This is a genomic window from Haloarcula taiwanensis, assembly GCA_002844335.1.
GTDB classification, from domain to species: Archaea; Halobacteriota; Halobacteria; order Halobacteriales; family Haloarculaceae; genus Haloarcula; species Haloarcula taiwanensis.
The window spans coordinates 2,117,156-2,138,423 of the sequence record CP019154.1 but is presented as its reverse complement, the minus strand read 5'-3'; the positions used below and the strand labels follow the sequence as shown (position 1 = coordinate 2,138,423).

25 protein-coding genes and 1 tRNA gene are annotated in these 21,268 nt (G+C 63.3%); 10 read left to right on the top strand and 16 right to left on the bottom strand.

Annotation, left to right across the window (positions count from 1 at the left end; translation table 11 throughout):
- The first annotated feature begins 11 nt into the window (after positions 1-11).
- Together BVU17_10905 and BVU17_10900 are read left to right on the top strand one after the other, a co-directional pair.
- Positions 12-1,430, top strand: coding sequence for a sulfatase (locus BVU17_10905; protein AUG48000.1), 1,419 nt, complete (start codon positions 12-14; stop codon positions 1,428-1,430).
- Between the two features lie 6 nt (positions 1,431-1,436).
- Positions 1,437-1,847, top strand: a complete 411-nt coding sequence (locus BVU17_10900; protein ID AUG47999.1) for a polysaccharide biosynthesis protein GtrA — start codon at positions 1,437-1,439, stop codon at positions 1,845-1,847.
- Here the strand turns inward: BVU17_10900 and BVU17_10895 are convergent.
- Complete coding sequence (locus BVU17_10895) at positions 1,844-2,791, bottom strand: ATPase (protein AUG47998.1); 948 nt, start codon at positions 2,789-2,791, stop codon at positions 1,844-1,846. The two genes, BVU17_10900 and BVU17_10895, sit on opposite strands and share 4 nt — an antisense overlap.
- Positions 2,792-2,876: 85 nt before the next feature.
- On the opposite strand from BVU17_10895, the gene BVU17_10890 reads away from it, so the two are divergent.
- A tRNA-Ser gene (locus BVU17_10890) sits at positions 2,877-2,961 on the top strand.
- A gap of 187 nt (positions 2,962-3,148) precedes the next feature.
- Here BVU17_10890 and BVU17_10885 read toward each other — a convergent pair.
- From BVU17_10885 to BVU17_10870, 4 genes are all read right to left on the bottom strand, one after another.
- Positions 3,149-5,005: a hypothetical protein gene (locus BVU17_10885; protein AUG47997.1), complete on the bottom strand. Its 1,857-nt coding sequence runs from the start codon at positions 5,003-5,005 to the stop codon at positions 3,149-3,151.
- 55 nt (positions 5,006-5,060) lie between these two features.
- The gene (locus BVU17_10880) at positions 5,061-5,630 is read right to left on the bottom strand and encodes a GMP synthase (GenBank protein AUG47996.1); all 570 of its coding nucleotides are present in this window, start codon (positions 5,628-5,630) and stop codon (positions 5,061-5,063) included.
- A gap of 69 nt (positions 5,631-5,699) precedes the next feature.
- Entirely contained in the window at positions 5,700-6,797 is a 1,098-nt protein-coding gene (locus BVU17_10875; GenBank protein AUG47995.1) for a histidine kinase, read from the bottom strand.
- A gap of 71 nt (positions 6,798-6,868) precedes the next feature.
- A complete protein-coding gene (locus BVU17_10870) occupies positions 6,869-7,417 on the bottom strand; it encodes a hypothetical protein (protein AUG47994.1) in 549 nt (182 codons plus the stop codon).
- Positions 7,418-7,499: 82 nt separating this feature from the next.
- On the opposite strand from BVU17_10870, the gene BVU17_10865 reads away from it, so the two are divergent.
- Together BVU17_10865 and BVU17_10860 are read left to right on the top strand one after the other, a co-directional pair.
- Entirely contained in the window at positions 7,500-7,847 is a 348-nt protein-coding gene (locus BVU17_10865) for a hypothetical protein (GenBank protein ID AUG47993.1), read from the top strand.
- A gap of 193 nt (positions 7,848-8,040) precedes the next feature.
- Positions 8,041-9,549 (top strand): 2-isopropylmalate synthase, encoded by a 1,509-nt coding sequence (locus tag BVU17_10860; GenBank protein AUG48897.1) that lies wholly within the window; start codon positions 8,041-8,043, stop codon positions 9,547-9,549.
- Between the two features lie 54 nt (positions 9,550-9,603).
- On the opposite strand, the gene BVU17_10855 is transcribed toward BVU17_10860, so the two are convergent.
- From BVU17_10855 to BVU17_10835, 5 genes are all read right to left on the bottom strand, one after another.
- Positions 9,604-10,572 (bottom strand): hypothetical protein, encoded by a 969-nt coding sequence (locus tag BVU17_10855; protein ID AUG47992.1) that lies wholly within the window; start codon positions 10,570-10,572, stop codon positions 9,604-9,606.
- 422 nt (positions 10,573-10,994) lie between these two features.
- On the bottom strand, positions 10,995-11,294 hold the full coding sequence (locus tag BVU17_10850; protein ID AUG47991.1) for a hypothetical protein: 300 nt from the start codon (positions 11,292-11,294) through the stop codon (positions 10,995-10,997).
- Positions 11,295-11,393: 99 nt separating this feature from the next.
- A complete protein-coding gene (locus BVU17_10845; protein ID AUG47990.1) occupies positions 11,394-13,847 on the bottom strand; it encodes a bacterio-opsin activator in 2,454 nt (817 codons plus the stop codon).
- 90 nt (positions 13,848-13,937) lie between these two features.
- Positions 13,938-14,612, bottom strand: a complete 675-nt coding sequence (locus BVU17_10840; protein ID AUG47989.1) for a hydrolase — start codon at positions 14,610-14,612, stop codon at positions 13,938-13,940.
- Positions 14,613-14,655: 43 nt separating this feature from the next.
- Complete coding sequence (locus BVU17_10835) at positions 14,656-15,117, bottom strand: hypothetical protein (GenBank protein AUG47988.1); 462 nt, start codon at positions 15,115-15,117, stop codon at positions 14,656-14,658.
- A gap of 295 nt (positions 15,118-15,412) precedes the next feature.
- Between BVU17_10835 and BVU17_10830 the strand changes: the two genes are divergently transcribed.
- Positions 15,413-15,880 carry a hypothetical protein gene (locus BVU17_10830; GenBank protein ID AUG47987.1) on the top strand — a complete coding sequence of 156 codons (468 nt, stop codon included), beginning with the start codon at positions 15,413-15,415 and terminating at the stop codon, positions 15,878-15,880.
- A 102-nt stretch (positions 15,881-15,982) separates the two neighbouring features.
- The gene (locus BVU17_10825) at positions 15,983-16,309 is read left to right on the top strand and encodes a hypothetical protein (protein ID AUG47986.1); all 327 of its coding nucleotides are present in this window, start codon (positions 15,983-15,985) and stop codon (positions 16,307-16,309) included.
- Positions 16,310-16,362: 53 nt separating this feature from the next.
- Here the strand turns inward: BVU17_10825 and BVU17_10820 are convergent, their stop codons facing one another.
- Positions 16,363-16,599, bottom strand: a complete 237-nt coding sequence (locus tag BVU17_10820) for a DUF3194 domain-containing protein (protein ID AUG47985.1) — start codon at positions 16,597-16,599, stop codon at positions 16,363-16,365.
- A 4-nt stretch (positions 16,600-16,603) separates the two neighbouring features.
- Positions 16,604-16,993: a prefoldin subunit beta gene (locus tag BVU17_10815; GenBank protein ID AUG47984.1), complete on the bottom strand. Its 390-nt coding sequence runs from the start codon at positions 16,991-16,993 to the stop codon at positions 16,604-16,606.
- 270 nt (positions 16,994-17,263) lie between these two features.
- On the opposite strand from BVU17_10815, the gene BVU17_10810 reads away from it, so the two are divergent.
- On the top strand, positions 17,264-17,566 hold the full coding sequence (locus tag BVU17_10810; protein AUG47983.1) for a hypothetical protein: 303 nt from the start codon (positions 17,264-17,266) through the stop codon (positions 17,564-17,566).
- Between the two features lie 13 nt (positions 17,567-17,579).
- On the opposite strand, the gene BVU17_10805 is transcribed toward BVU17_10810, so the two are convergent.
- The 3 genes from BVU17_10805 to BVU17_10795 all read right to left on the bottom strand — a co-directional run bounded on the left by BVU17_10805 (position 17,580) and on the right by BVU17_10795 (position 18,835).
- Positions 17,580-17,897 (bottom strand): hypothetical protein, encoded by a 318-nt coding sequence (locus BVU17_10805; GenBank protein ID AUG48896.1) that lies wholly within the window; start codon positions 17,895-17,897, stop codon positions 17,580-17,582.
- A gap of 129 nt (positions 17,898-18,026) precedes the next feature.
- Complete coding sequence (locus BVU17_10800) at positions 18,027-18,536, bottom strand: hypothetical protein (GenBank protein ID AUG47982.1); 510 nt, start codon at positions 18,534-18,536, stop codon at positions 18,027-18,029.
- Complete coding sequence (locus tag BVU17_10795; protein ID AUG47981.1) at positions 18,533-18,835, bottom strand: hypothetical protein; 303 nt, start codon at positions 18,833-18,835, stop codon at positions 18,533-18,535. The genes BVU17_10800 and BVU17_10795 overlap by 4 nt, the downstream gene beginning before the upstream one ends.
- 135 nt (positions 18,836-18,970) lie before the next feature.
- Between BVU17_10795 and BVU17_10790 the strand changes: the two genes are divergently transcribed.
- Both BVU17_10790 and BVU17_10785 read left to right on the top strand, forming a co-directional pair.
- Positions 18,971-19,807 carry a sugar kinase gene (locus BVU17_10790; GenBank protein AUG47980.1) on the top strand — a complete coding sequence of 279 codons (837 nt, stop codon included), beginning with the start codon at positions 18,971-18,973 and terminating at the stop codon, positions 19,805-19,807.
- Positions 19,808-19,869: 62 nt separating this feature from the next.
- Positions 19,870-20,598 (top strand): metal-binding protein, encoded by a 729-nt coding sequence (locus BVU17_10785; GenBank protein AUG47979.1) that lies wholly within the window; start codon positions 19,870-19,872, stop codon positions 20,596-20,598.
- 18 nt (positions 20,599-20,616) lie between these two features.
- On the opposite strand, the gene BVU17_10780 is transcribed toward BVU17_10785, so the two are convergent.
- On the bottom strand, positions 20,617-21,258 hold the full coding sequence (locus BVU17_10780; GenBank protein AUG47978.1) for a hypothetical protein: 642 nt from the start codon (positions 21,256-21,258) through the stop codon (positions 20,617-20,619).
- Positions 21,259-21,268: the final 10 nt, after the last annotated feature.

The window sequence follows — 21,268 nt, the reverse complement described above, 5'->3', positions numbered from 1 at the left end:
GTGAGTCGACAATGACGGCCCCAGCAACCAACAACGTGGTGTTGGTCACGGTTGATTCGCTGCGGGCGGACGCACTGGGTGGCGCTGACAGCGTCTCCCCTGTCATGGACTCGCTCGCCGAATCTGGCGCCGTCTTCGAAAACGCCGCCGCACAGGGAAACTGGACGCCGTTCTCGTTTCCCAGCATCCACGGGTCACGGCCAGTGTTCGCGGAGAGCGAGGACATCGGTCTGGCGTCGACGCCGACGCTGGCCGAGCAGGTGTCCGATGCCGGCATCGAGACCGCAGGCTTCAACGCCGCAAACGGCTTTCTCACCGATCACTGGGGGTACGACCGCGGGTTCGACGAGTTCGAGCCGTTCGTCGACAGCGGCGGCTACAGCAAGTACCTGGCGGCCCACCCGACGATTCAGGCCTGGGTCCAGCTGGGAACCTCGCCGTTCCGACGCGCTGCGACCGTTCTCAGCGGCGGGTCCGACGAACGCCCCTTCGCTGACGTGTCCCGGATGGGAGACCTCGAAGACCACGCGACTGAGTTCCTGAAGACGACCGATGGGCCGTTCTTCCTGTGGGTCCATTACATGGACACGCACACGCCGTACGTGCCGGCACCGCGGCATATTCGCGAAGTGTCGGACAACCACTTCGGCGTTCTCCGGATGCTCACGTCCCACCTCCGAACCGGGCTGGGCTGGGAAGTCGACGACCGGACGCTGGAGACACTTCGGACCCTGTACGAGGCGACAGTCCGGCAGGTCGACGCCAGCGTCGGTCGGCTACTCGACACCCTCGAAACCGAGGGCCACCGCGACGATACGGCCATCATCGTCGCCGGCGACCACGGTGAGGAGTTCCTCGAACACGGCCATCTCGCCCACTACCCCAAGCTCTATCGAGAACTCATCGACGTTCCCTACATCGTCTCGACGCCGGACAGCGAGGACCAGTCGGTCGAGACGCCGGTCGGCCTCGATACAATCGCGCCGACAGTGTGTGACCTGCTGTCGCTCACGCCCGCGGCGGAGTGGGACGGGGAGTCTGTCGCTCCGGCGGTCCACGGCGCGGCTATCGAGGACCGCGGCCCCATCGTCTCCGCAGCGGTCCGGGGCGAGAGCGTGACCAGCCAACCGATTCCACGGAGCCGCGCGGACGGGGAACTCCTCCTCAGCGCACGTGACGAGCGCTACACGTACATCGAGTTCACAGAGTCGGGCCGTCAAGAACTGTACGACCGGACGAACGACCCCGAGGAGCAGGTCGACCTGTGTTCGGACTCGACGGACGCCGACCCGCCCGCGACCGTTCTCGACCGGCTTTCGGATGCTGTCGCTGAGCACCTCGCCACACTCGACAGCGACGGGAACGGAGCTGGAACCACTGAAGCGTCCGACGAAATAACAGCACGGTTAAAGGCGCTCGGTTATCAGTAAGGCTGTATGGCGTCTGCTGTCGTCACACCGGCCCGGCGACAGCAACTCGTCCGGTTTTTCCTCGTCGGCGTGGTCGCGGCATCCGCCCAGACGGTGTTGCTGTGGTCGTTCGTCGATGTCGGCGGTCTAAACTACATCCTCGGGGCGGCGCTCGCTATCGAACTCACGATACTGTTTCAGTACGTCCTCAACAACGCCTGGACGTTTCACCGCTCGCAACACTCGACGCTCAAAGAGTACATGCTGGGGATGGGGAAGACGAACCTCGTCCGGGGAACGGCAATTCCGCTCCAGCTGGGCCTCCTCTATGCGTTCGTCACCTGGGGCGGCGTGACGTACCTCATAGGGAACGGCGGCGCAATCGTCATTACTGGCGTGTACCGGTACGCGCTGGACGCCCACTGGACGTGGGGTTAGACCGTCGGAACGGGGACCTCGTCGAGCACGCTCTGGATGACCGTTCCCTTGTCCACCTGCTCGACGCGGGCATCAGGGGTTAACACCAGTCTGTGTGCCAGCACCGGCTGTGCGACCCGCTTGATGTCGTCCGGCGCAACGTACTCCCGGCCCGCGATTGTCGCCATCGCTCGCGTCGCCTCGAACAGCCGCTGGGTCCCACGTGGTGAGACTCCAACATCCACGCGGTAGTCGTCCCTGGTCGCCCGGACGAGGTCAGCCATGTACTGCAGCAGGTCGTCGTCGACGGTGACCGTCTCCGGGACACTCCGGAGTTCCGTGACCGATGCCGCGTCGAGTATCGGTTCCACGGTCGGGCTCTGTGTCGTCCGGCCGGCACGCCGCCGGAGGAGCTCGACCTCGCCTTCGTCGTCGGGGTAGCCGAGTGACGTCTTTGCCAGGAATCTGTCGACCTGTGCCTCCGGCAACTCGAAGGTCCCCTCCATATCGACCGGGTTCTGCGTGGCGATGACGAAGAACGGCTCGGGCAGGTCGTACGTGTCTCCGTCGACGGTGACCTGTCCTTCCTCCATCGCTTCGAGCAGCGCGGACTGTGTCTTGGGCGGTGCGCGGTTGATTTCGTCGGCCAGTACGACGTTGGCGAACACTGGCCCTTCAGTGAATTCGAAGCTCCGGGTCTCCTCGTTGAAGATGTGTGTTCCCGTGATATCGGCCGGCAGGAGGTCCGGCGTGAACTGGATGCGGGAGAAAGACAGTCCCAGCGCGGTCGCGACGCTGCGGGCGGTCAGCGTCTTCCCTGTGCCGGGCACGTCTTCGAGGAGGACGTGGCCCTTCGCGACAACACCCAGCAGCACCGTCTCGAAGAAACCGCGGTCAGCGATGACGGCACTCCCGATCTCGTCGAGGATCTGACTCGACACCTCGCTTGCCTCGGTAGCGTCCATAGTCTGTCATGTTACGGGTCCGATAAAGGGGTGTCGAGTCCGAAATCGAAACCCCTAAAGAGCAAACGGCGGTACTGATGGATGAGCCGAGGTAGCCTAGCCTGGCCAAGGCGGTTGCTTCGAGAGCAACTGTCCTCACGGACTCAGGAGTTCAAATCTCCTCCTCGGCGTTCTCTGTACCAGAACCGGTGAGCGTCGCGAGTCTGAATGCTGTAGCAGACAGTAGAAACCCGGATGAGGAGCCGCGGTACGATGCTGTGACCACCGCCCGTGGTTCGCCTCCGCTCCCCGGGCTCTCTGACTGAACACCGGGCGATAGCACTGGGGCCGAGCGGGCCGTTTCCGGTCGACTGCCAGTCAGGTCAGCAAGAAAATCAGCACGCTGATCGTCATGACGATGAGAATAAACGCCGCGGCAAGCGCACCGCCCATCGACACCATCGCGTTGGCGGTCGAAGCCAGCGTCTCGGTTCGGTCGTTGCCAAACACCGTCACGGTCACCTGTTCGCTCGCCATCCCGGCCTCGACGGGTTCAAGATCGGCGACGGCTCTGTCGACGAGGTCCCCGATGAGCGCAACGATTTCCTTCTCGGGGATGGCCTGCCCGACCTGATTCTCGGCCTCGACAGTATTGACGATGTGGGTGTCGCTGGTCATCACCTCCATCATATCCACGCCTTCGGCGGCGTCGATGATGCGCTGACGGAGGCCCGGCTCCATGTTGTTGCCGTCGATGAGTACGTACGCCGTCCGCTGGTCGTTGACCTCGAAGACACAGACCCGGATACCGAGCGGGCCGATGCCCTCCGCAGGCTCCCAGGGCGTTGCGTCCCAGGCGACCCCACAGCGGAGTTGGCCAGTTTCGGCGTCTGTGAGCAGGCTCCCGAGCTGGCCAGCTCCGTGGAGCATATCGAAGGACCGCTGACTGCCGGGCACGACGTGGCCGAGGTCGTCGCCTTCGAGTCCGTCGTTGCAGTTGTGCGCGTCGACCAGCAGCACGTCTTCCAGCCCGTCGGCCCGCGCTTCCGACATCGCTGAGAGTCCGACGGCGTACTCCACGTCGTCGGCACAGCCTGGCGCATACGTGTTCACGACGAGCGCGTCGGAGCCAAATGCCTGTCCCGTCAGCGTGGCCTCGCCCTCGGTGACTCGGTGGCCTGCCGTCGCATGGCTGTCGTATTCGATGTGCTGGTACGCTGTCTCGGCCGTCGACAGAATCTTGTCGACTTCCCGCTCTGTGACGAGGTTGAAGTCGTGGCCGGCAGTCGCGTGGGGCGGGAATGCGAGGCCGTCAGCCGACTCGGCGACGCGTCTGGGGAGGTTCCCCCCGCCGATCTCACCCATCGGACCGGGGTGAATCATCGGCAGGACGAACCGGGCTTTCTCCTCACCGTCCGGCCGACGGACCGACAGCAAGGTGACCGGAACGACGGCCTCTTCGCCGATATCCTCGAAGAACTCCTCCAGTTCACGCGTGCCCTCGGCGATGTGGCCAATGAAGCCCCGGAGGAAATCTAGCGCGGAAACGCCCAGCGAGGAGCGCCACGGTTGGTCGATGACGACGAGGAACAGCCAGACCGCCAGCGCGTAGATGACACAGATAACCGCGAGAATGATGAAGTCTTCCGGGATGAACCCCTGGACCTGTGGCGGGACCTCTTCGGGGCGAGAAAGGTACTCCCGGAGCATCGGGTCTTCGAGGATGAACGCGGTCGCCCCGCTGTATATCGCCAGCAACACGGCGGCAGTGACTGTCTGGACGCTCGCCGGAATCGTCGCTTTCAGCAGTGAGTGCCGCGAGACGGCCATCAGTATCAGCAGCCGGAAGGCGAATATCGACGCCAGCGCGACTAGCAACACGTCGAAGACGAAGTTCTGCCCGAGGCGGACAGTAAAGATGGCGATGAGGCCGGCAACGGTCAGCATCGCGATGGTGATGAGCTCACAGATGACTGCAAGCAAAGTGGCCCGGTTTGGGGTGAGTTGCCCGCCCAACTGGCGGTCGACCCACGGCGTCACGGCACTGGCGATTGAAGTCGGCAGGCCGATGAGAAACACGCCCTGCCATGCGTCGTCAAGGATGAACCGTGAGTCGAACGCAACGATGCCAGTCATCGCGGCGATGATCAGCGCGAAGGCGAGGCTCGTATACCAGGTCGGAGCCCTGAAAATAAATCGAGAAAGGCTAGCAAGATTTCCCTGTGTCGCCGTCATTTTTGTATCACACCCTACGAGCGAATATAAAACCAGTTACATTCTTCCCCGACGGTTACTGGCGGGCGACAGACTGCTGATCACACACCGACAGGAAGTTCTCGAACACTTCTTCGCCCTCTTCGGTGTGAGCGACCTCCGGATGCCACTGGACGCCGTATATCGCCTCGTCCGTGTTGCTCATCGCCTCGACGCCACAGACATCGGAAGTCGCGGTTCGCTCGAATCCGGGTGGGACCTCCTTCACTTCGTCAGCGTGGCTGGCCCACACACGCGTGTCGGGATACAGCGAACCGAGGAGCGGATCGGCCTCGTCGAGAATGTCGACTGTCACGTCCGCGTAGCCACCGTACTCGCCGCTGCCGACCCGGCCGCCGAGTTCGTCGGCGATGAGTTGCATGCCCAGGCAGATGCCGAGCACGGGAACGTCGAGGTCGAGGTACTCGGGACAGTTCCCGATATCGTCCATATCCGGGCCGCCCGAGAGGACGATGCCGTCGGCGTCAATCTCTTCGGGTGGGGTCGTGTTGTCCCTGAGCGAAACGTCGACGCCCATGTCACGGAGCGCGCGTTGCTCCAGATGTGTGAACTGTCCGTGATTGTCGATAACGTCGATTCGGGTCATTACTGACGCGAAGGCCGCGAAGGCGTATATATCTCCTGATGCGGTCGACGGGTCCCCTCGCGTCCGGTTTCAGGGCCACTCTCGAAGGGTCTGGCGAATCTCGTCGAGGATCGTCGGGCCGCACAGTTCCAGCGTCACGACATTGCCGTCGTCCGAGGTTGTGAGGTGTACGGCCCCGCCGTAACTTTCGACGATCCACGTCGTCAGCCACAGTCCGACTCCTTTCGAGTGGTGCAGTTGCGTCTCCTCTCCACTGTCGAGGACCTCCCGTTCGTGCTGTGGAATCGACGGACAGTTATCGCCGATGTGGACGAACACGGTTCGGCCGTGTTCTTCGACCGAAATATACAGTGTCGGGGTCTCCTCGCAGTGGACGACTGCGTTCTCGACAACATTCCGGAACACGATGTCGAGCATCCAGTCGGCGTACACCTGCGACTGTTCAGGGAGGTCGAGTTCGACGGTGGCCTCCGGGTGTGACTGCGTGATCTGTTTCGCCTGTTCTCTGATACACGGTACGAGGTCAATCGGCTCCTGTGCGCGGCGGTCCGCATCGAACGCGAACTCTATCTGTCTCGCCTTCTCTGTGGTGTCGATGATGCCATCGATGGTCCCGCTCAGCTGCTCGACGTGTGCACGCGACTTCGGGCTGCCGCGTTCTGCCGTCTCCCGCTGCAGTTCGCCGAGGTGTCCGAGTGCCACGTTGAGATTGTTCCGGAGGTCGTGCCTGAGCACTCGAAACAACACTTCGTTGCTCTGTGCGAGTCGGCGTCTGGACCGCCGGAGTTCGAGCAGCCATCCGAACAAAATCCCGCCGAACCCGCCGACTGCGACCCCGCTTGCGAGTATCGACGGGATCATCGAGGACTGCGGCATCGGGGCGAGCAGTACGACGATTTTGATGAGCGTAAACAGCGCGATGCCCAGCCCGCACCACTCCGCAGCAGTCCATATCTGGTCGCCGGACAGTCCGCTCACCGGAAGCCAGTAGTTCGCCGCTACTAGAGCTAGCGCCGGTGTCAGCCCCACGCTGAGGATGACCATGTCAATCAGGGACGGGCGGACGGTAGAGATGCCGTGGGCGAGCAGTGCGCCGGTAATCACAACACCGGTTGCGACGACATATCCCGTCCCCAGCGACTGCTTCGTGAGCGCCGGAGAGGTCACTATACTACTCAGTTACTGTGATCCTACTTATCGGTCTGCCACCAGATATCAAATTTGATATTAAGATGGAGTTACGAGTCGTCGTAGCGGTCGGCTGCCGATTCAAACCCCAGTTCGGATTGCTCCTTAGAGCGGCGCTGTTCCCGTTGTGCGATGGCTTCGGGGTCTGGATTCACGTCGTCGTCGAGCCGCGCCCAGGACTGGTGGATTTTGGCGTGACACCACCGGCAGAGAAACACCGTTATTTCGTGCGATAGCTCGTCGCCGTCGCCGCGGTACGAGAGGTGGTGTTCCTCCAGTAGCGGCCGCTCGTCGGAGTGGGCCATACGCCGCTCTTCGAGTCCGCAGCGAACACACTCCCGGTCGTGATTCCGGGAGCGGAAATGCGGGCAGTCGGCCCAGTCCCATTCCGGCTCTGTGTCTGCATCTGCGTCGTCGGGCGCGATTGCTGCCGGACAGCGAAAGTCGTCAGAGCTCCGTGTGTTGGCGAATTCGGGGTCGTGGCGGCCGTGTTCGCGCGCCCAGCGGCACTTCCCCTCGCTGGTAACGAAGTCACACCGCGTCACGTGGTCATACGGGTCGTCAACGCCGACGGATGTCCCCCCGGGAGCCTTCTCCATGTCATATAGTCCGTGGCCATGCCCCCTCAAACCCTCCGTTCCGACAGAAGACTTTTTGACTGCGTACGACTTCCGCGGTGGTATGCGGCTCGTCCACGACCCCGACGGCGCGGCTCGCCCTCTCGCGACGGAAGTGGAATACGCCGAATCGATACTCGAACAGAGCCGGGGGCTGATGTTCCGGTCATCGATTCCCGACGACTACGCGCTTGTCTTCCCCTTCAACCGCGCCAGCCGACAGTTTATCCACATGCTGTTCGTCCGGTTCCCGCTGGACGTACTCTGGCTCGTCGACGAGGAGGTCCAAGCCGTCGAAACCATGCAACCTTGGCGCTCGGTCGGCTACGCGAACGCGGACACTGTCATCGAACTACCCGGTGGCGCGGCATCAGACGTCTCTGTGGGTGACATGGTCCGCTTAGAATCCTGAACACGACCGGTATGAAGTGTGGTCGTCGGTTCCGTCACCTTTTAGACCGTGAGGATTAGAGTAGTCACCACTATGTCGGAACACCCGACGGAGGATAGAGGAAGTCGCCGCGAGGCGGCTGGCCGCGAAATTCGTGGCGCGTGATGGAGCATCTTCTGTGAGTCAGAACACACTGTTCGAGGGGCACCCAGCGATGCGTGCGCTCTCAGATGTCGGTGAGGTACAGTTTCTCGACACGACACTGCGCGACGGTGAGCAGGCCCCCGGCGTCTCGCTGACGCCGGACGACAAGGCCGACATCGCCCGCTCGCTCGATGCGGCGCGTATCGATGTCATCGAAGCCGGGAGCGCCTGTACTGGCCCCGGCGAACGCGAGACGATTTCCCGCGTCGCGGGACTTGACCTCGACAGTACTGTCACCAGCTTCTGTCGTGGGATCCAGAACGATATCGACCTCGCGCTCGACTGTGGTGTCGACGGCATCAACCTCGTCGTTCCGGCCAGCGACAAGCACGTAGAACAGAAGGTCGGCACCTCGAAGACCGAGAACGTCGACAACACCGTCGAACTGGTGGAGTACGCTGTCGATCACGGGCTCTGGGTTGAGGTCATCGGAGAGGACGGCTCGCGGGCCGACCTAGACTACCTCGAAGAACTGCTCGGAGCGGCCACCGAGGCCGGTGCGGACCGCATCTGCTGGGCCGACACCGTCGGCCACGCGACGCCGGACCGCGCGCTTGAATGCGTCTCTCGGCTCTCGGATCTGGGTCCGGTCAGCACCCACACCCACGATGACCTGGGGCTGGCGGTGACCAACGCCTTGGTGTCTATCGCGGCGGGCGCGGACCTCGTCCATGGGACGATAAACGGCATTGGCGAGCGTGCCGGCAACGTCGCCCTCGAAGAGGTCGCCATCGCGCTCGACCACGGCTACGGCGTCGAGTCGATGGACCTCACCGAGGTGTACGACCTCGCCCAACTCATCGCCAACCGGACCGGCATCCCGCTGGCTCCGAACAAGGCGGTCGTCGGCGAGAACGCCTTCACCCACGAGTCCGGCATCCACACCGACGGCACGCTCAAGGACGACTCGATGTACGAGCCGTACCCACCCGAGAAGGTGGGGCGCGAGCGCCGCCTCGCGCTCGGCAAGCACGCGGGCCGGGCCGGTGTCGAGGCGGCCCTCGACGAACACGATGTCGAGGTCACCGAAGACCAGCTCTCGGAGATCGTCAGTCGCGTCAAGGAAATCGGCGACCGCGGCAAGCGAGTCACCGACGCCGACCTGCTGACCATCGCCGACGAGGTGACCGGCGACGCACGCGACCGCCGGGTCGAACTGCTCGGCCTGACTGCCGTCTCCGGCTCCGATACGCCGACCGCAAGCGTCCGACTGTCGGTCGACGGCGAGGAACGCAAGGAGGCAGCGGTCGGCTCTGGACCGGTCGACGCCGCGATGAACGCCGCCGAAGTGGCGTTGTCCCACACTGCCGACGCGACACTCGAAGACTATCACGTCGACGCTATCACGGGCGGGACAGACGCACTCGTCACTGTCGAAATCGAGATGTCACGCGGTGACGATCACGTTGTCGTCTCTGCCAGCGACTCGGACATCACCCGGGCGTCCGTGCGCGCGATGGTGGACGCGATGGACCGCCTCGTCGCCGACGACGAAGAAACGCTCGTCGCCGACGACTGAGTAACTGATTTACGCAGAACGGGTCCCCTCCCGGGACCACGACACGAACGGTCGTTACTTGTGTCCGCGGCTGGCCTCGTGGTACTGGAACACTGTTTCCATGCCCCGAACCAGCGCATCGAGGTCCACGCTCTCGGTGTCGAACTCGCGGTCGCGAACGGACTGGTAGATGTCGGCCCACCGGTCCCGGAACCGGGCCTCGAACTGTTCGGCTTTGATTTTGTCGATGAGTTCGGCTTTCCCGTCAGGGTTTTCGAGTTCCTCGGGCGTGACGAATCCCTCCTGAAGGGCCAACACGACGATTCCCGCAGTGTAGTCCCCTTCTTTGACCTCTCGTTCCCATGTCGTGAGCCAGTTGCCGATTCGGGCCATCTCCTGTAGGTCCCAGATGAGGTCCCGAACGGTGCCGTAGTCAGCGAGTTCGAAATCCGGCGAATACATGAGGTCAACAGCCGCGTAGGGGAACATTACCATGTTATGTGCCCCATAAGTTTCTGCCCCGCTGAGGTTCGCAATCCGGGGGTTCTCGTTGACGACTGCGCTGTAGTCCATCGCGTTCAGCGTCTGTCGCATATCGTACGTGAACACGTCGTAGAACTCGTTGACGCGCGGCGCGTCGGTCAGTCCCCCCTCGAACTCCCGCCAGATGCGCTCGATAAAGGAGAAATAGTCTTCACTTACTGCCGCACGGCTCGGGTCAACGGCTGACGGGTCCTGAACAAGCCGTCGGGCCTCTTCGAAGGTGTCTCGGTCTCCGTCGTTCTCGACGATATCGTCCAGAATCGTGACGTACATCGTGAGAATCGTCTTCTGTGTCCGGACGTGGTCTGCGTGGGCCGGATGGACAGAGGAGAGGGTAAACTCGGGGAACAGCGAGTAGATCCACTGCCAGAGGAACCGATCACGCTCGCCACAGACCCGCTCGTACTCGTCTGCCAGTTCTGCAACCCGGTCCGGGAGGCTGGTCGTCCGAACCTCTTCGAGAAGGCTCTGTGCATCAACCGACGGAGACTCAACGCTCATCGTGACTGCCCTCCAACGCTTGCAGCCTCTATTCCGGCACAGTCGGTGGAATAATGTCTGATTAACTGAGGTTTTGCTGTCTCTACTGCCTCGGATTGAACGGTCACTGCCTTGGCGTTCTTACCCGACTGCGAGCCGGTTTCGATCAGTTGGTGTCCGACGTCCATACATCCGAAAGGCGAAGTTGAGCCTATAGTGGTACTGACGCCTAGCCTGCTGGTAGTATACTATTAACAAAGTATTTGACCGGTTTTACTCCAGGTTACGTACCAGTTTTTCAATTGCTACCGGAAAAGAAATATCTACTTACTGAAACGTAGCGGCGATATACAACTCAGAGAGGAAAATAAGGTAATAATAACCCACCTGTCGGCGGGACCACTCACGATAGAGAGTGTCAGGAGAACAGCCGTGGGGTCAAGTTACGCTTCCAGTCCGGTTGCGGCCGAAACGTCACGGGACGGTGTCACCAGCACTGAGCGGTTCCCCTCAACTTCGATGCGGCAGTTGGCCATACTGAACACGACCAGGCCGTCAGGACTCGGTGCCCCATCCGTGTCTGGGCGGAACAGCCGGTCCAGCGCATCTGGATCGATACAGTCACTGATTCGATCATCGAGGTCGACGGGGTCGACACCCAGCGTGTCAGCCACGGCGTGGACGATGGTTTCGCTCAGCGGTTCGTTGGGTGTCGGTCTGTAGACCAGTTTTGCCTGGGACATTGTTCGTCGCTGTTTGTGGTTTGATGAGTGATTGAAAAGGTGATTGTGGCTATACAGATACAGCTCGGTTGACTGACCACTAATAGTATAGCGACGGCGTCAGCTATCGCCGAACACGAGTTCGAGCAGCTTTCGCTCGCTGACGCGGAGGTGCCGGTTGACCGTCGGCTGTGACACGTCCAGACTGGCCGCGATTTCCTGCCCGGTCGTCTCTCGGGGCCAGTCGAAAAAGCCACTCAGGTACGCCGTCTGGAGGACTTCAAACTGTCTGTCTGTGAGTTGCTCTTCCAGCGCCGACCGGACTGTCCCGTCCTGTTGACTGTCAGACTCTGCGCCGTCACGGCGCGCAATCAGCGCGACGTTGGCGTAGCGCTCGTCGAACTGTTCGACAAACTGCCGGATGTCAGTCTCACCCGAAACGACAACTGTCACTGTGAGTCCGCCCGTCGACGTTCGGATCGATTTCAACCGCCCGCCCTGCTCCAGTAGCGTCCCTGCGACGGTCTGGCCAGTCACGACAACCTCGTAAAGCCCGTCCAGCTGGTCGGTAGAGATCGCTCGCGCGGTGTCGACACGAGCCATCGATAGCAGCTGTTCCTCGACAACAACCGGGTCACAGTCCGAGACAGCGAGGAAGAGACGGAGTGCACCGTCGCCTCGCTGTACGGCGCCTTCGCAGACGACAGAGACGCCGAGCCGGTCCGCGAGCTGGGTCAGGAACGACTGCGGAGCAGACAGCGATAGTTCGAGTTCGACAGTGCCGTCGCCGGCCCGTCGCTGCCGGGATTCGATTTCCCGTATCGCATTCGCGATTGTCTCACCGAGTTCGGCGAACACCTCTTGGAGCATCTCATCGAACCCGTCTTCCTGGTCGGCGTACACCGTCAGGACGCCGTAGACGAAGTCGTCGTACTCAAGCGGGATACTGAGCGCCGACTGGAATTCGCGAGAGAGCGCCTCAGTCCGCCAGTGGTCGCCCCGGAGGTTGTCGGCCACTGACGGGACAACAGTCATCGTTTCGGACTGTGCGGTCTGAACGGCCGGCGGTCCGCCGCCGCGTTCGAGTGACAGCGAGATGGCGTCCAGATAGCTCGCGGTGTCGCCCGCCCACGCCCGGGGGACGAGTTCCGTCGCATCCTGCCGGCCGAGCCAGGCGAAAGAGAACCACTGTGAGTCGGCCAACTGGTCACACACCGCTTGTTCGATCTCCTCGGTGGTCTCCGCTTCGACGAGTACCTGATCGATCCGTCGAATGATCGCGTTGACCTGCTTGAGCCGCCGCAGTTCGCGGTTCTGTTCGCGGCGTTCAGCCTCGCGTTCTCGGAGCGTCGTCTCGCGGTCGACGCGTGCGAGTGCGGCTTCCGCGCTGGCGGCGAGCAGGTCTACCATCTCGCGCGTTCTGGCGTCGCTGTGTTGCTCACCCAGTTCGATGTAAAACACGCCGTGGTCTTCGAGCGGGAGACAGAGTCGCTTCGCGTCCGCCGTTACTGGTCCCGCCCCGAGGTCGATGGAGTCGCCGGGGGCGACTTCGACTGGGCTGTCTTGTACGAACACGTCCCACACCGTGCTCTCGCCCGGTCCGACAGACGCGCTTCGATCCGTCTCGACGTCGCCGACGCTTCGGAGGGTATTGTCACTCCGGTCGAACAGGTAGATCTCTACGTCGGGCAACTCCAACACGTCGACGGCGGTGTCGAGTATCTGTTCGGCCACAGCCGTCTTCGTTTCCGTGTGTAGCAACTTCCGGGTCGACTCATGTAGCGCTGCGAGCGTCTCCTCGAACCGCTTCCGGTCCGATATGTCGCGGACGACACCGACCTGCCGGTAGCTCCCGTCCTTGCGGTCGTATGTGGTGAACTTGGTCTCTATCGGGAGCGTCTCGCCGTCGGCGGTCCGGAGGTCCGTCGTCAGCGTCCCCACGTCGCGTTCGCCCTCGATGAACTGTCGCGACATCTCCGCGGCCTCCTCGATGACGGATTCGTCCGCCAGCAGCGTCGCGTTCGACCCGACCAGCGTGTCCTTGTCGTAGCCAGTCATCGATTCGACGGCGCTGTTGACCGTCTGCATCGTGAACGACTCGTCGAGCGTGTAGATGCCGTCCTCGATGGTCTCGACGATGCGCTCGTACTGCTCGAGCATCTCCGTCCGCTCGTGGCGCTCGGTGACATCGTGAACAATACCCAGATACAGTTCCTCGCCGTCCCACTGCTGGGGCTCGAAGGCGATTTCGACCCACCGTTCCGTGTCGCCGGCAGTACACGACGACGTCAGCGGTGTTCCCGGTGACTCACTGCAGTGGGTCCCGAGGTCAGCGTCACGCAGAGCTGGGAAGAACGCAGCTATCTGGCTTCCAAACACGTCCGACGGGTCGGAGTCAAGGAGCGCACAGAGGTGATCGTTCCCGGTCCGTATCTCCCCGTCCGCGGCGACGACGACCACTGGCTCGGGCATTCGCGCGGCGAGCGTCTCCAACAGCACAGGGGGGGACTGCTGTGCCGGTGTGTCAGGTGCCGCTTGTTCGTCTTCATCCGTTCCACCGACCGGCTTCTCCATACCGTTTCACGGCACTTGCCATGGGAAAGGTTGCTTTCAGTGTACGTACCAGAATGCGGCGACTGTGTATCTGTTGGGTCCGGATACGGCTCAGTCGCTCCCGCTACGTCGACCGGCGATTCGAACTACGTCTTCGAGGCCGGACACATCGTAGTCTGGGGTCACGTCGAATTGCGTGTCGACCCTGTGGGGTCGACGGATGAACGCCGAGTCGATGCCGGCCCGGTGTGCCGCCTCGATGTCGGATGCGTTGTCGCCGACGAACAGGGCGTCACTGACATCGAGGTCCGCCATCGCCCGCTCGATGTAGTACGGCCGGGGTTTCTTCCGCCGAAGGCTCTCGACTGTCGGCTCGCGCGCCCAGACGGTGTCGAAATAGTGGCCGATATCGAAATGCTCGAAGGCGAAGGCGACGGTCTCGCGCTGGTTCGAGGAAACCACACCCAGCGGGCAGTCAAGTCGGTCAAGCTCGGCTACGTCGGCGTAGGGCTGTTTCTCGCCGGCCCGGATAAGCGCCTGCTGCACCGCGGTCAGGGCCTCGTCACGAGCCCGGAAGAACCGCTCGGGGTCGATATCGTACTCCGTACAGATGTCAGTGAGTTCAGAAACTGTCACGCCGATGCTCATCGCTTCGACGTGGGCTGTCGACGGCGAGACCACCCCCAGTTCCTCGAAGGCCTGCCGCGCGCCGACGTAGTGTGCATCCATGTCCGTCAGCGTCAGCAACACGCCGTCGTTGTCGAAGATGACCGATTCGTACCCCATCACGCATTTTTAGGACGGACAGGCGCAGAAAGGTTTCGCGTCCTCACAGGCCGAGATCCTCACTGTCGCTTCCGCCCTGATCGAACTGCTCCGGCGGTCGCCCGGCCTCGTCGATAACGTCATCGGTTACTACGACTGGGCAATCTACTCGCAGGGAAATTGCGATAGCGTCCGATGGGCGGGCGTCGAACACCATGTCCTTCCGCCGGTCGTCGGTGTATTGCTCCGCGTCGATTTTCCCGTAGAACGTCCCGTCGGCCAAGTCGTCGATACGGACGCGGTCGATGGCAGCCCCGAATTCCGTCACCATCTCGACCAGCAGATCGTGGGTGAGCGGGCGCTCGAAGGGCTCGCCGGCCATCGCCAGCTGCATCGACTGGGCCTGGTCCTTGCTGACGAAGATTGGGACGATCTCCTCACGCGCCCGGAGCAGCACGACCGGCGTGCCGCCCCCCTCCTCGCTGACGCCGACGCCGACCCCTTCGACCGTGGCATCGTGTTCCATGGACCAGTGTTGGGCTCGCGGGTATGAAAAGCTACCCCGCCGGTGGTTTCAGGAGCTGTTCCGTGTACGATTCGCTCGCCGTCTGGACCGGCAGCACGGCGCGCATGCCAGCCATCTCATCCGGCAGTCCGGCTACAGTGTGACTGAGCTGTGAACGGGCGTCGAATCGGAATTAAACCGAATTAAAACGGACGTTAGAGAATCCAATTCGGATAAATTCGGCTTAATCCGCGTTTTCCGCTTCCCTCCTTCATATGCTACTGGGCCAGAGAGCCAAGCGGAGGCAACGACCACAATGAAACTCACTACGATTGCCGGCGGCCTACTCGCCGTGCTCGTTATCACGGGCTCGGCGGCGGCACTGCCCGGCGCAGCAGGTGCACAGGCCGATGCCCACGCGGACAACGCAGAGGCGAACACCGCGACGGAGCAGGCAGCGAACGAAACAACGACCGCAAACGAGAACGAATCGGGCGGCGCTGCCGAGGCGGCTGACCGACGCGGCCCGCCCGCTGACGCCGGCCAGGCAGCCGACCAGCGCGGCCCGCCATCGGCTCTTCCCGAACAGGTCCCTGACTTCGTCAGCGAGATCCACACGCTCATCGACCAGAAGCAGGCCGGTGAACTCACAGGGAATCTGGGCGAACAGATCAGCGACTTGACTCCCAGTGAGGAGAGCGATGCGACTGCGAACGAAAGCGGTGACGCGGATGACGCTGATGAGGAGCCGACTGGCGAGACGGATTCGGACGGCGACCAGTGAACTGACGACGACAGTGACGCGTACCTCCCCCTGACTCGCCGGCTCTCCACCGACGACTGACCAAGCGCGGTTTTTTTGCTTGCTGACCTCTGAGTGGTGTGTATGGATGACACCGCCGAGTCCAGCGTCCACGCCGACGACGGAACTGGTGACCGCACGACAGCGGACCTCCTTGCGGGTGACGAGGACTCGTCGGCGTCAGAATCGTCGGGCGAGATGAACCGGAAGCGGGCCCTTCTGTTTGTCTCGCCGTTTCTCGCTATCGGGCTGTTCGACCTGGCCCTGTTGCTCGGCTGGGGGCTGGACCCGCTGTGGGGGTTCATGATTCTCCCGCCGATACTGTTCGTCTCAGTGCTCGGCTGGATCGCGTTTCGGACCGGATTCGCGAGCGACCGGACCGGAGACCCAGCCCTCGATGGCCACGACTGACGGTTCTCGGCGTCGGTAGAACACCGAGTGACTGCCCGCGCCGGTGCGGGTGCCTATTCTTCGAACAGGTCGTCGACGGCAGCCCGGGCGGCGAGGGCGGCGTCGTCCGCGACCTGTGCCTCGTCCTGACGACTGTCGGGCGCGTTGACGTACACGTCGACGTCCAGCACGCTGTCTTCGAAGGTGACAGTCACGTCGAGGTCCTCGACTGCGCCGACGTCGTACCGAGAGAAGACAACGTCTTCGGCGGCGGCCGAGGCCGTCTCGACGACCTCATCGTCTGTCGGCATCGCCTTATGCGCCGCCAGCGCCGGGGCCGCCGGCCGGACCCGCGCCGCCCGCGCCGCCGAGCATCTGCTGGAGCTCGCTCTGGAGGTCTTCGAACTGCTCTTGCACACGCTCTTCCTGCTTTTCGAGCGTTTCCACGCGGACTTCGAGGCTGTTAACCTTCTCTTCGAGGTCGTCCTGTGCCTCGTCGAACTCGGTCTTCACGAGGAGTTCGCCGACCTCGCGGTACATGGTCGCGTCCTCGTCGATGTCGTCGAGCTCGTCGAGCGCCGTCTGGGACTCCTGGAGCTCTGTCTCGGCCTGCTGTTTCTGTGCAGCGACCTGCTGTGCTGTCTGCTGAAGGTCCTGCAGTTCCTCGAGCTTCTCCTGTGCTTCAGGCGGAAGATTACCCTGCATACCTTCAGAGTTGGGAGCCGGAGTGTTAAACCCATGCATCTAGCTCCGAACATAGGTGTCGAAACCGCGGCAGGCTCAGGGTCCGAATCGTCCGATATCGGCGTAAAACGTCCGAACTGGGGGCAGAGTCAGCCCAACGCACCGACAGTAGAACGACACGGGACCACAGGGATAGACGAAGTCCTGAGAGCATGGCATCATGACGGTGTCTGAACAAAGCACCGAGAGGGTCAGCGTAACACGTTTGCGTCTCACAGCCCTGACTACGGTATGTCCCACCCGTCACCGGAGACAGCCGCTGACCCGGATGAACTGGTCGCTGCACTGCCGGACCCGCTGGAACCGTGGCAGCGGACTGATGCCAACGGTGGTATCGTCGAGTATCGGATTCCGGACGACGACGGCGTCTGTGCCGCGGCCAAACTCGTCGTTCGACCCGAGCTTTTCGACGCCAGCGCGGTCCGGGTCGATAGAAAACAGGGGTGCAAAGACGTCGGAACGGGTCGATATCCAGATATCGAGAGCGCTGTCGATGCCGTTACCACGGAACTGGCCGCCGCGGCCGGCGAGTAGTTGTCGCGGCTAGCTACGCTGGCCCGTCGGCTAGGCCGGCGACTGTGACGTACAGTCCGAACGTCGAGATGACCGTTCCGGCGAGCTGTGTTCCCGCAGTGGCGAGAAAGCCGACATCCGTGTACAACAGCGGGGCGAGCATGAACCAGCCGCCAAAAATCGTCGTCAGGACAGCCGGTGGTAAACTCGGCTCGCCGGTCACGCGGAGCAGTTGGAGGTTTCGGACGGTGAAAACGAGTCCGAGAAGCCCGCTCGAAGTCACGCTGCCGGTAAACGCGGCTGATGACCCGACAACAACCGGGAGCAGTGCTCCGACGAGACAGCCCAGCACGCAGACGGCGGCCGAGGCCACGAGAAACTGAGGCGCGGGTTGTTCTGACACGGCAAGGAGTACGGACCGTGTTTATTAGTCCCTTACCCCAGCACAGATGGGCTAACGCCGGCGCGTGTTCAATTGGCGCTATGCGACCTCGCCGACGGCCCGTTCCCGCAACTCCCCAGTCAAATGCATCCCGTGCTGGTCGATTCGCCTGACGATTCGCTTTGCCTGGGTCGGTTTGAGGTACTTGTCCTCGATAGCGGCCCGGACTACGACGCCGAAACTGCTCGTTACTTCCGCGCCGAGGCCCTGCGCCATCCGGCGGACGGTGCGATCCTCAGAGACGACAGCCACGGCGGAGCGGTCGTCGCTGGTACGGTGAGCTAACACGCCAGCGAGCACTGTCACAGCGGCTCCGAGTTCGGAATCGCCGAGCAGAGACCTGGCTTGGTCGATGTGGTCCTCGTCGACGCCAGTGTCGATATCGTTCTCGCGGTATTCGGTCAGGTTCGTCGCGGTCGGTTCGACCTGTACCTCGCCGATGACTGGCTCTGGGATGACGATGTCGCCGTCAAAGGCGTCAAGCAGCGACAGCTCCCCAACCTGCCCCAGCGAGTACAGCGACGTCGGCCCGACGTAGATGCGAGTCATAGCTCCGCGGCTGTGTCGGCATCGAGTTCCAGATCGGAGAGTTCGAGCTGTGTCGTCAGGTTCCGCTCGCGGGCCACGTCGAGCCACTCCGCGATGGAGAGGTCCGCAAGCTGTGCGGCTTCGGCCGCCGACACGTCGCCGGACTGGTACTGCTCGACAGCGACGCGGAGTCGGAGCGTCTCCAGTCCCTCCCGGAGGGCCTTTCGAATCGTGGTCGACCGGTCCTCGGAGAGCAACTCGGCGACATCGTCCAGTTCGGCTTTCTCTTCGCTCGGGAGTCGCGCGCTTATCGTCGGCATGTTTGCACAGTCATCCGCCGTAAACGCACATCAAACTACGGGTCGGAGAACTGCCTGTCGGCTGGCCTGAACGTCCGGACGGGGCAGACGAGGCGACCACCAACCCTTAACGCCGCCGGAACCCACGGGGAGGCAATGAGCGACGAAGCACACGCGTTCGTGCCCGGCCACATCACGGGCTTTTTTACCGTCGACCGGGGCGACGATCCGATCGAGACCGGCTCTCGCGGCGGGGGGCTAACCCTGTCTGATGGCGTTTCTGTTACTGTCAGCCGCGAGGCTGAAACCGAGATAACGCTGAACGGCGAGCCGATTGCGGTGGAGGCTGTCGAGCGAGTGCTTGACGCCCTGCGAACAACGGCGACTGTCACCGCCGAAACGCCGCTTCCGCTCGGGTCCGGCTTCGGCGTCTCTGGCGGACTGGCGCTCGGCACTGCGCTAGCGGCCAACGCTGCCTTCGGCCACGGCCTGTCGTACAACGAACTGGTGACCATCGCCCACGGCGCGGAAGTCCAGTCCGGCTCGGGCCTCGGCGACGTTGTCGCGCAGGCCCGGGGCGGCGTGCCGCTTCGCCTCGAACCCGGCGGGCCGCAGTTCAACTACCTCGACGCCATCCCGGCCCGCAGCCGCGTCGAATATCTCACGCTCGGCGAGCTATCGACGGCGGACGTGGTCGGTGGTGACACGGAGCCGCTGACGGCTGCCGGCGAGCGCGCGCTCTCTACCGTCGTCAAAGAGCCGAAACTATCGGCGTTCATGCAGGCCGCTCGGCAGTTTTCCCGCGAGGCGGACCTGTTGACGCCGGAGGTCAAGTCGGTCATCGACGACGTGGCCGAAGCCGGCGGTGACGCCGCCATGGCGATGCTCGGCGAGACGGTGTTCGCGCTCGGTACCGGGCTCTCCGACGCCGGCTACGACGCGACCGTTACGACGGTCTACCCGCCCGGGGCGACCATCGAAGACGAGGGCTGACGCAGCGCCTCGGGAAACTGCCGAACCGTCCCCCTTATCAGCGCGGACCCGTAGCCACAGCTATGGACTGTCGGCAGTGTGCCACGCCGCTCGACCGACCGGGCGATTACTGCCTGGTCTGTCACACTGCCAATACGGACGCCGCCGTCCTCGAACTCGACCGCGAGCGGGCGACGGTGACAGCGCTGCTTGACGGGGCTGTCGTCGGCCAGCGGACGGTGACGACGACGCCGGAGGGCGAGGGCAGCGACGAGGCCGTCGTCGTCGAACTGCGGAACTTCGCCGGCCTCGTCGCGGACGAAGTCCGGCGCAAGCGGCCCGAGGAGGTGTACGTCACGGGCGACCGCGACGTCATCGCCGCCGTCCGCCCGCAGTTGCACTACGAGTTCTTCCGCGTCGAGGGCGAGGACCCGGTCCAGCGGGTCATCGACCGCCAGGGCGAACCGGCGCTGGAGGTGGTCGACGCCGCGCCGGCGGAGAAACTCGGCGGGAGCCACTCGACGCTCATCGGCGGCCGGTCGGGCCAGCGGGTCATCCAGACCGTCGCCGGCCACCCCCACGTCAAGAAGGTCATCCCCGGTCCCATCGACGCCGGCGGCGCGAGTTCGCCGACGGGCGTCCGGGCGAAGGCGACCCGCGCCGACGACAACGGCAACGTCCGGGTGCTCATCCGCGACGGCTCTAGCGTTCAGGAGAACCGTGTCGTCACGACGGCCGGCGACCGTGAACTCGGCGAACACGTCCGGGCCGACCTGAACGAAGCACTCAGAGAAGCCGAATTGCAGGAGTAGTACCCGCAGCACCTGTGGTCACGCCACCACGACGCCCGCAACAAGCACTGCGGCCACCGCGACACCGACGACACTAGTCCGGTGAGCAGCCGGTAACGCCGTTCGGACGTCGAGAAGCATCGGGAGCGCATGGAGCGCGGCGAGCGCCAGGTAGCCGGCCGAGGAGACAAGCGGGAACGCGACCGCCCCGATGGCCAACAGACCGAGTCCGACAACGCCGGCACCGAGGTACCCGCGGCCGCGCACGGGCTGTCCGGCTCCTTCGAGGACGCCGCCGGTCCAGCAGTAGCCAACGGCTGTCGCACCGACCCACGCGTGCCAGAACGCCAGTTGTCCGGGGACGACACTGAAGAGGCCAGCGACGGTCAGCGCCATCGCAGTGCTGTTGACTGCTCCCCAGGCGAACATCGCGTCGGAGAAGCGGATGGAGTCCGGTGCGTGAAGCACGGTCAGGCCGACGAAGCCGCCGATCAGGACGGCCCACAGCACCGTGACGAGCAGCGCGCCGGTAGCGTGGTCCGACCACGCAACCGCCTGCGTACCACCCCAGCCGACCAGCCCGGCCGCTGCACCCGAGAGCAAGAACTCCGATGCTGTAAGCCGCCCGCTCGTGGCTGGCGCGACCCGCTGGATGCGACTGCGGAGTTCGTTGGCTGCCATCGACCGATGG

Coding starts and splice junctions, on each gene's coding strand:
- BVU17_10845 (AUG47990.1), bottom strand. CDS start 13,847: ATGGAGAAGCCGGTCGGTGGAACGGATGAAGACGAACAAGCGGCACCT.
- BVU17_10780 (AUG47978.1), bottom strand. CDS start 21,258: ATGGCAGCCAACGAACTCCGCAGTCGCATCCAGCGGGTCGCGCCAGCC.
- BVU17_10835 (AUG47988.1), bottom strand. CDS start 15,117: ATGGAACACGATGCCACGGTCGAAGGGGTCGGCGTCGGCGTCAGCGAG.
- BVU17_10850 (AUG47991.1), bottom strand. CDS start 11,294: ATGTCCCAGGCAAAACTGGTCTACAGACCGACACCCAACGAACCGCTG.
- BVU17_10800 (AUG47982.1), bottom strand. CDS start 18,536: ATGACTCGCATCTACGTCGGGCCGACGTCGCTGTACTCGCTGGGGCAG.
- BVU17_10905 (AUG48000.1), top strand. CDS start 12: ATGACGGCCCCAGCAACCAACAACGTGGTGTTGGTCACGGTTGATTCG.
- BVU17_10810 (AUG47983.1), top strand. CDS start 17,264: ATGTCCCACCCGTCACCGGAGACAGCCGCTGACCCGGATGAACTGGTC.
- BVU17_10870 (AUG47994.1), bottom strand. CDS start 7,417: ATGGAGAAGGCTCCCGGGGGGACATCCGTCGGCGTTGACGACCCGTAT.
- BVU17_10865 (AUG47993.1), top strand. CDS start 7,500: ATGCGGCTCGTCCACGACCCCGACGGCGCGGCTCGCCCTCTCGCGACG.
- BVU17_10895 (AUG47998.1), bottom strand. CDS start 2,791: ATGGACGCTACCGAGGCAAGCGAGGTGTCGAGTCAGATCCTCGACGAG.
- BVU17_10855 (AUG47992.1), bottom strand. CDS start 10,572: ATGAGCGTTGAGTCTCCGTCGGTTGATGCACAGAGCCTTCTCGAAGAG.
- BVU17_10785 (AUG47979.1), top strand. CDS start 19,870: ATGGACTGTCGGCAGTGTGCCACGCCGCTCGACCGACCGGGCGATTAC.
- BVU17_10880 (AUG47996.1), bottom strand. CDS start 5,630: ATGACCCGAATCGACGTTATCGACAATCACGGACAGTTCACACATCTG.
- BVU17_10825 (AUG47986.1), top strand. CDS start 15,983: ATGGATGACACCGCCGAGTCCAGCGTCCACGCCGACGACGGAACTGGT.
- BVU17_10830 (AUG47987.1), top strand. CDS start 15,413: ATGAAACTCACTACGATTGCCGGCGGCCTACTCGCCGTGCTCGTTATC.
- BVU17_10820 (AUG47985.1), bottom strand. CDS start 16,599: ATGCCGACAGACGATGAGGTCGTCGAGACGGCCTCGGCCGCCGCCGAA.
- BVU17_10815 (AUG47984.1), bottom strand. CDS start 16,993: ATGCAGGGTAATCTTCCGCCTGAAGCACAGGAGAAGCTCGAGGAACTG.
- BVU17_10840 (AUG47989.1), bottom strand. CDS start 14,612: ATGGGGTACGAATCGGTCATCTTCGACAACGACGGCGTGTTGCTGACG.
- BVU17_10860 (AUG48897.1), top strand. CDS start 8,041: ATGCGTGCGCTCTCAGATGTCGGTGAGGTACAGTTTCTCGACACGACA.
- BVU17_10885 (AUG47997.1), bottom strand. CDS start 5,005: ATGACGGCGACACAGGGAAATCTTGCTAGCCTTTCTCGATTTATTTTC.
- BVU17_10790 (AUG47980.1), top strand. CDS start 18,971: ATGAGCGACGAAGCACACGCGTTCGTGCCCGGCCACATCACGGGCTTT.
- BVU17_10900 (AUG47999.1), top strand. CDS start 1,437: ATGGCGTCTGCTGTCGTCACACCGGCCCGGCGACAGCAACTCGTCCGG.
- BVU17_10795 (AUG47981.1), bottom strand. CDS start 18,835: ATGCCGACGATAAGCGCGCGACTCCCGAGCGAAGAGAAAGCCGAACTG.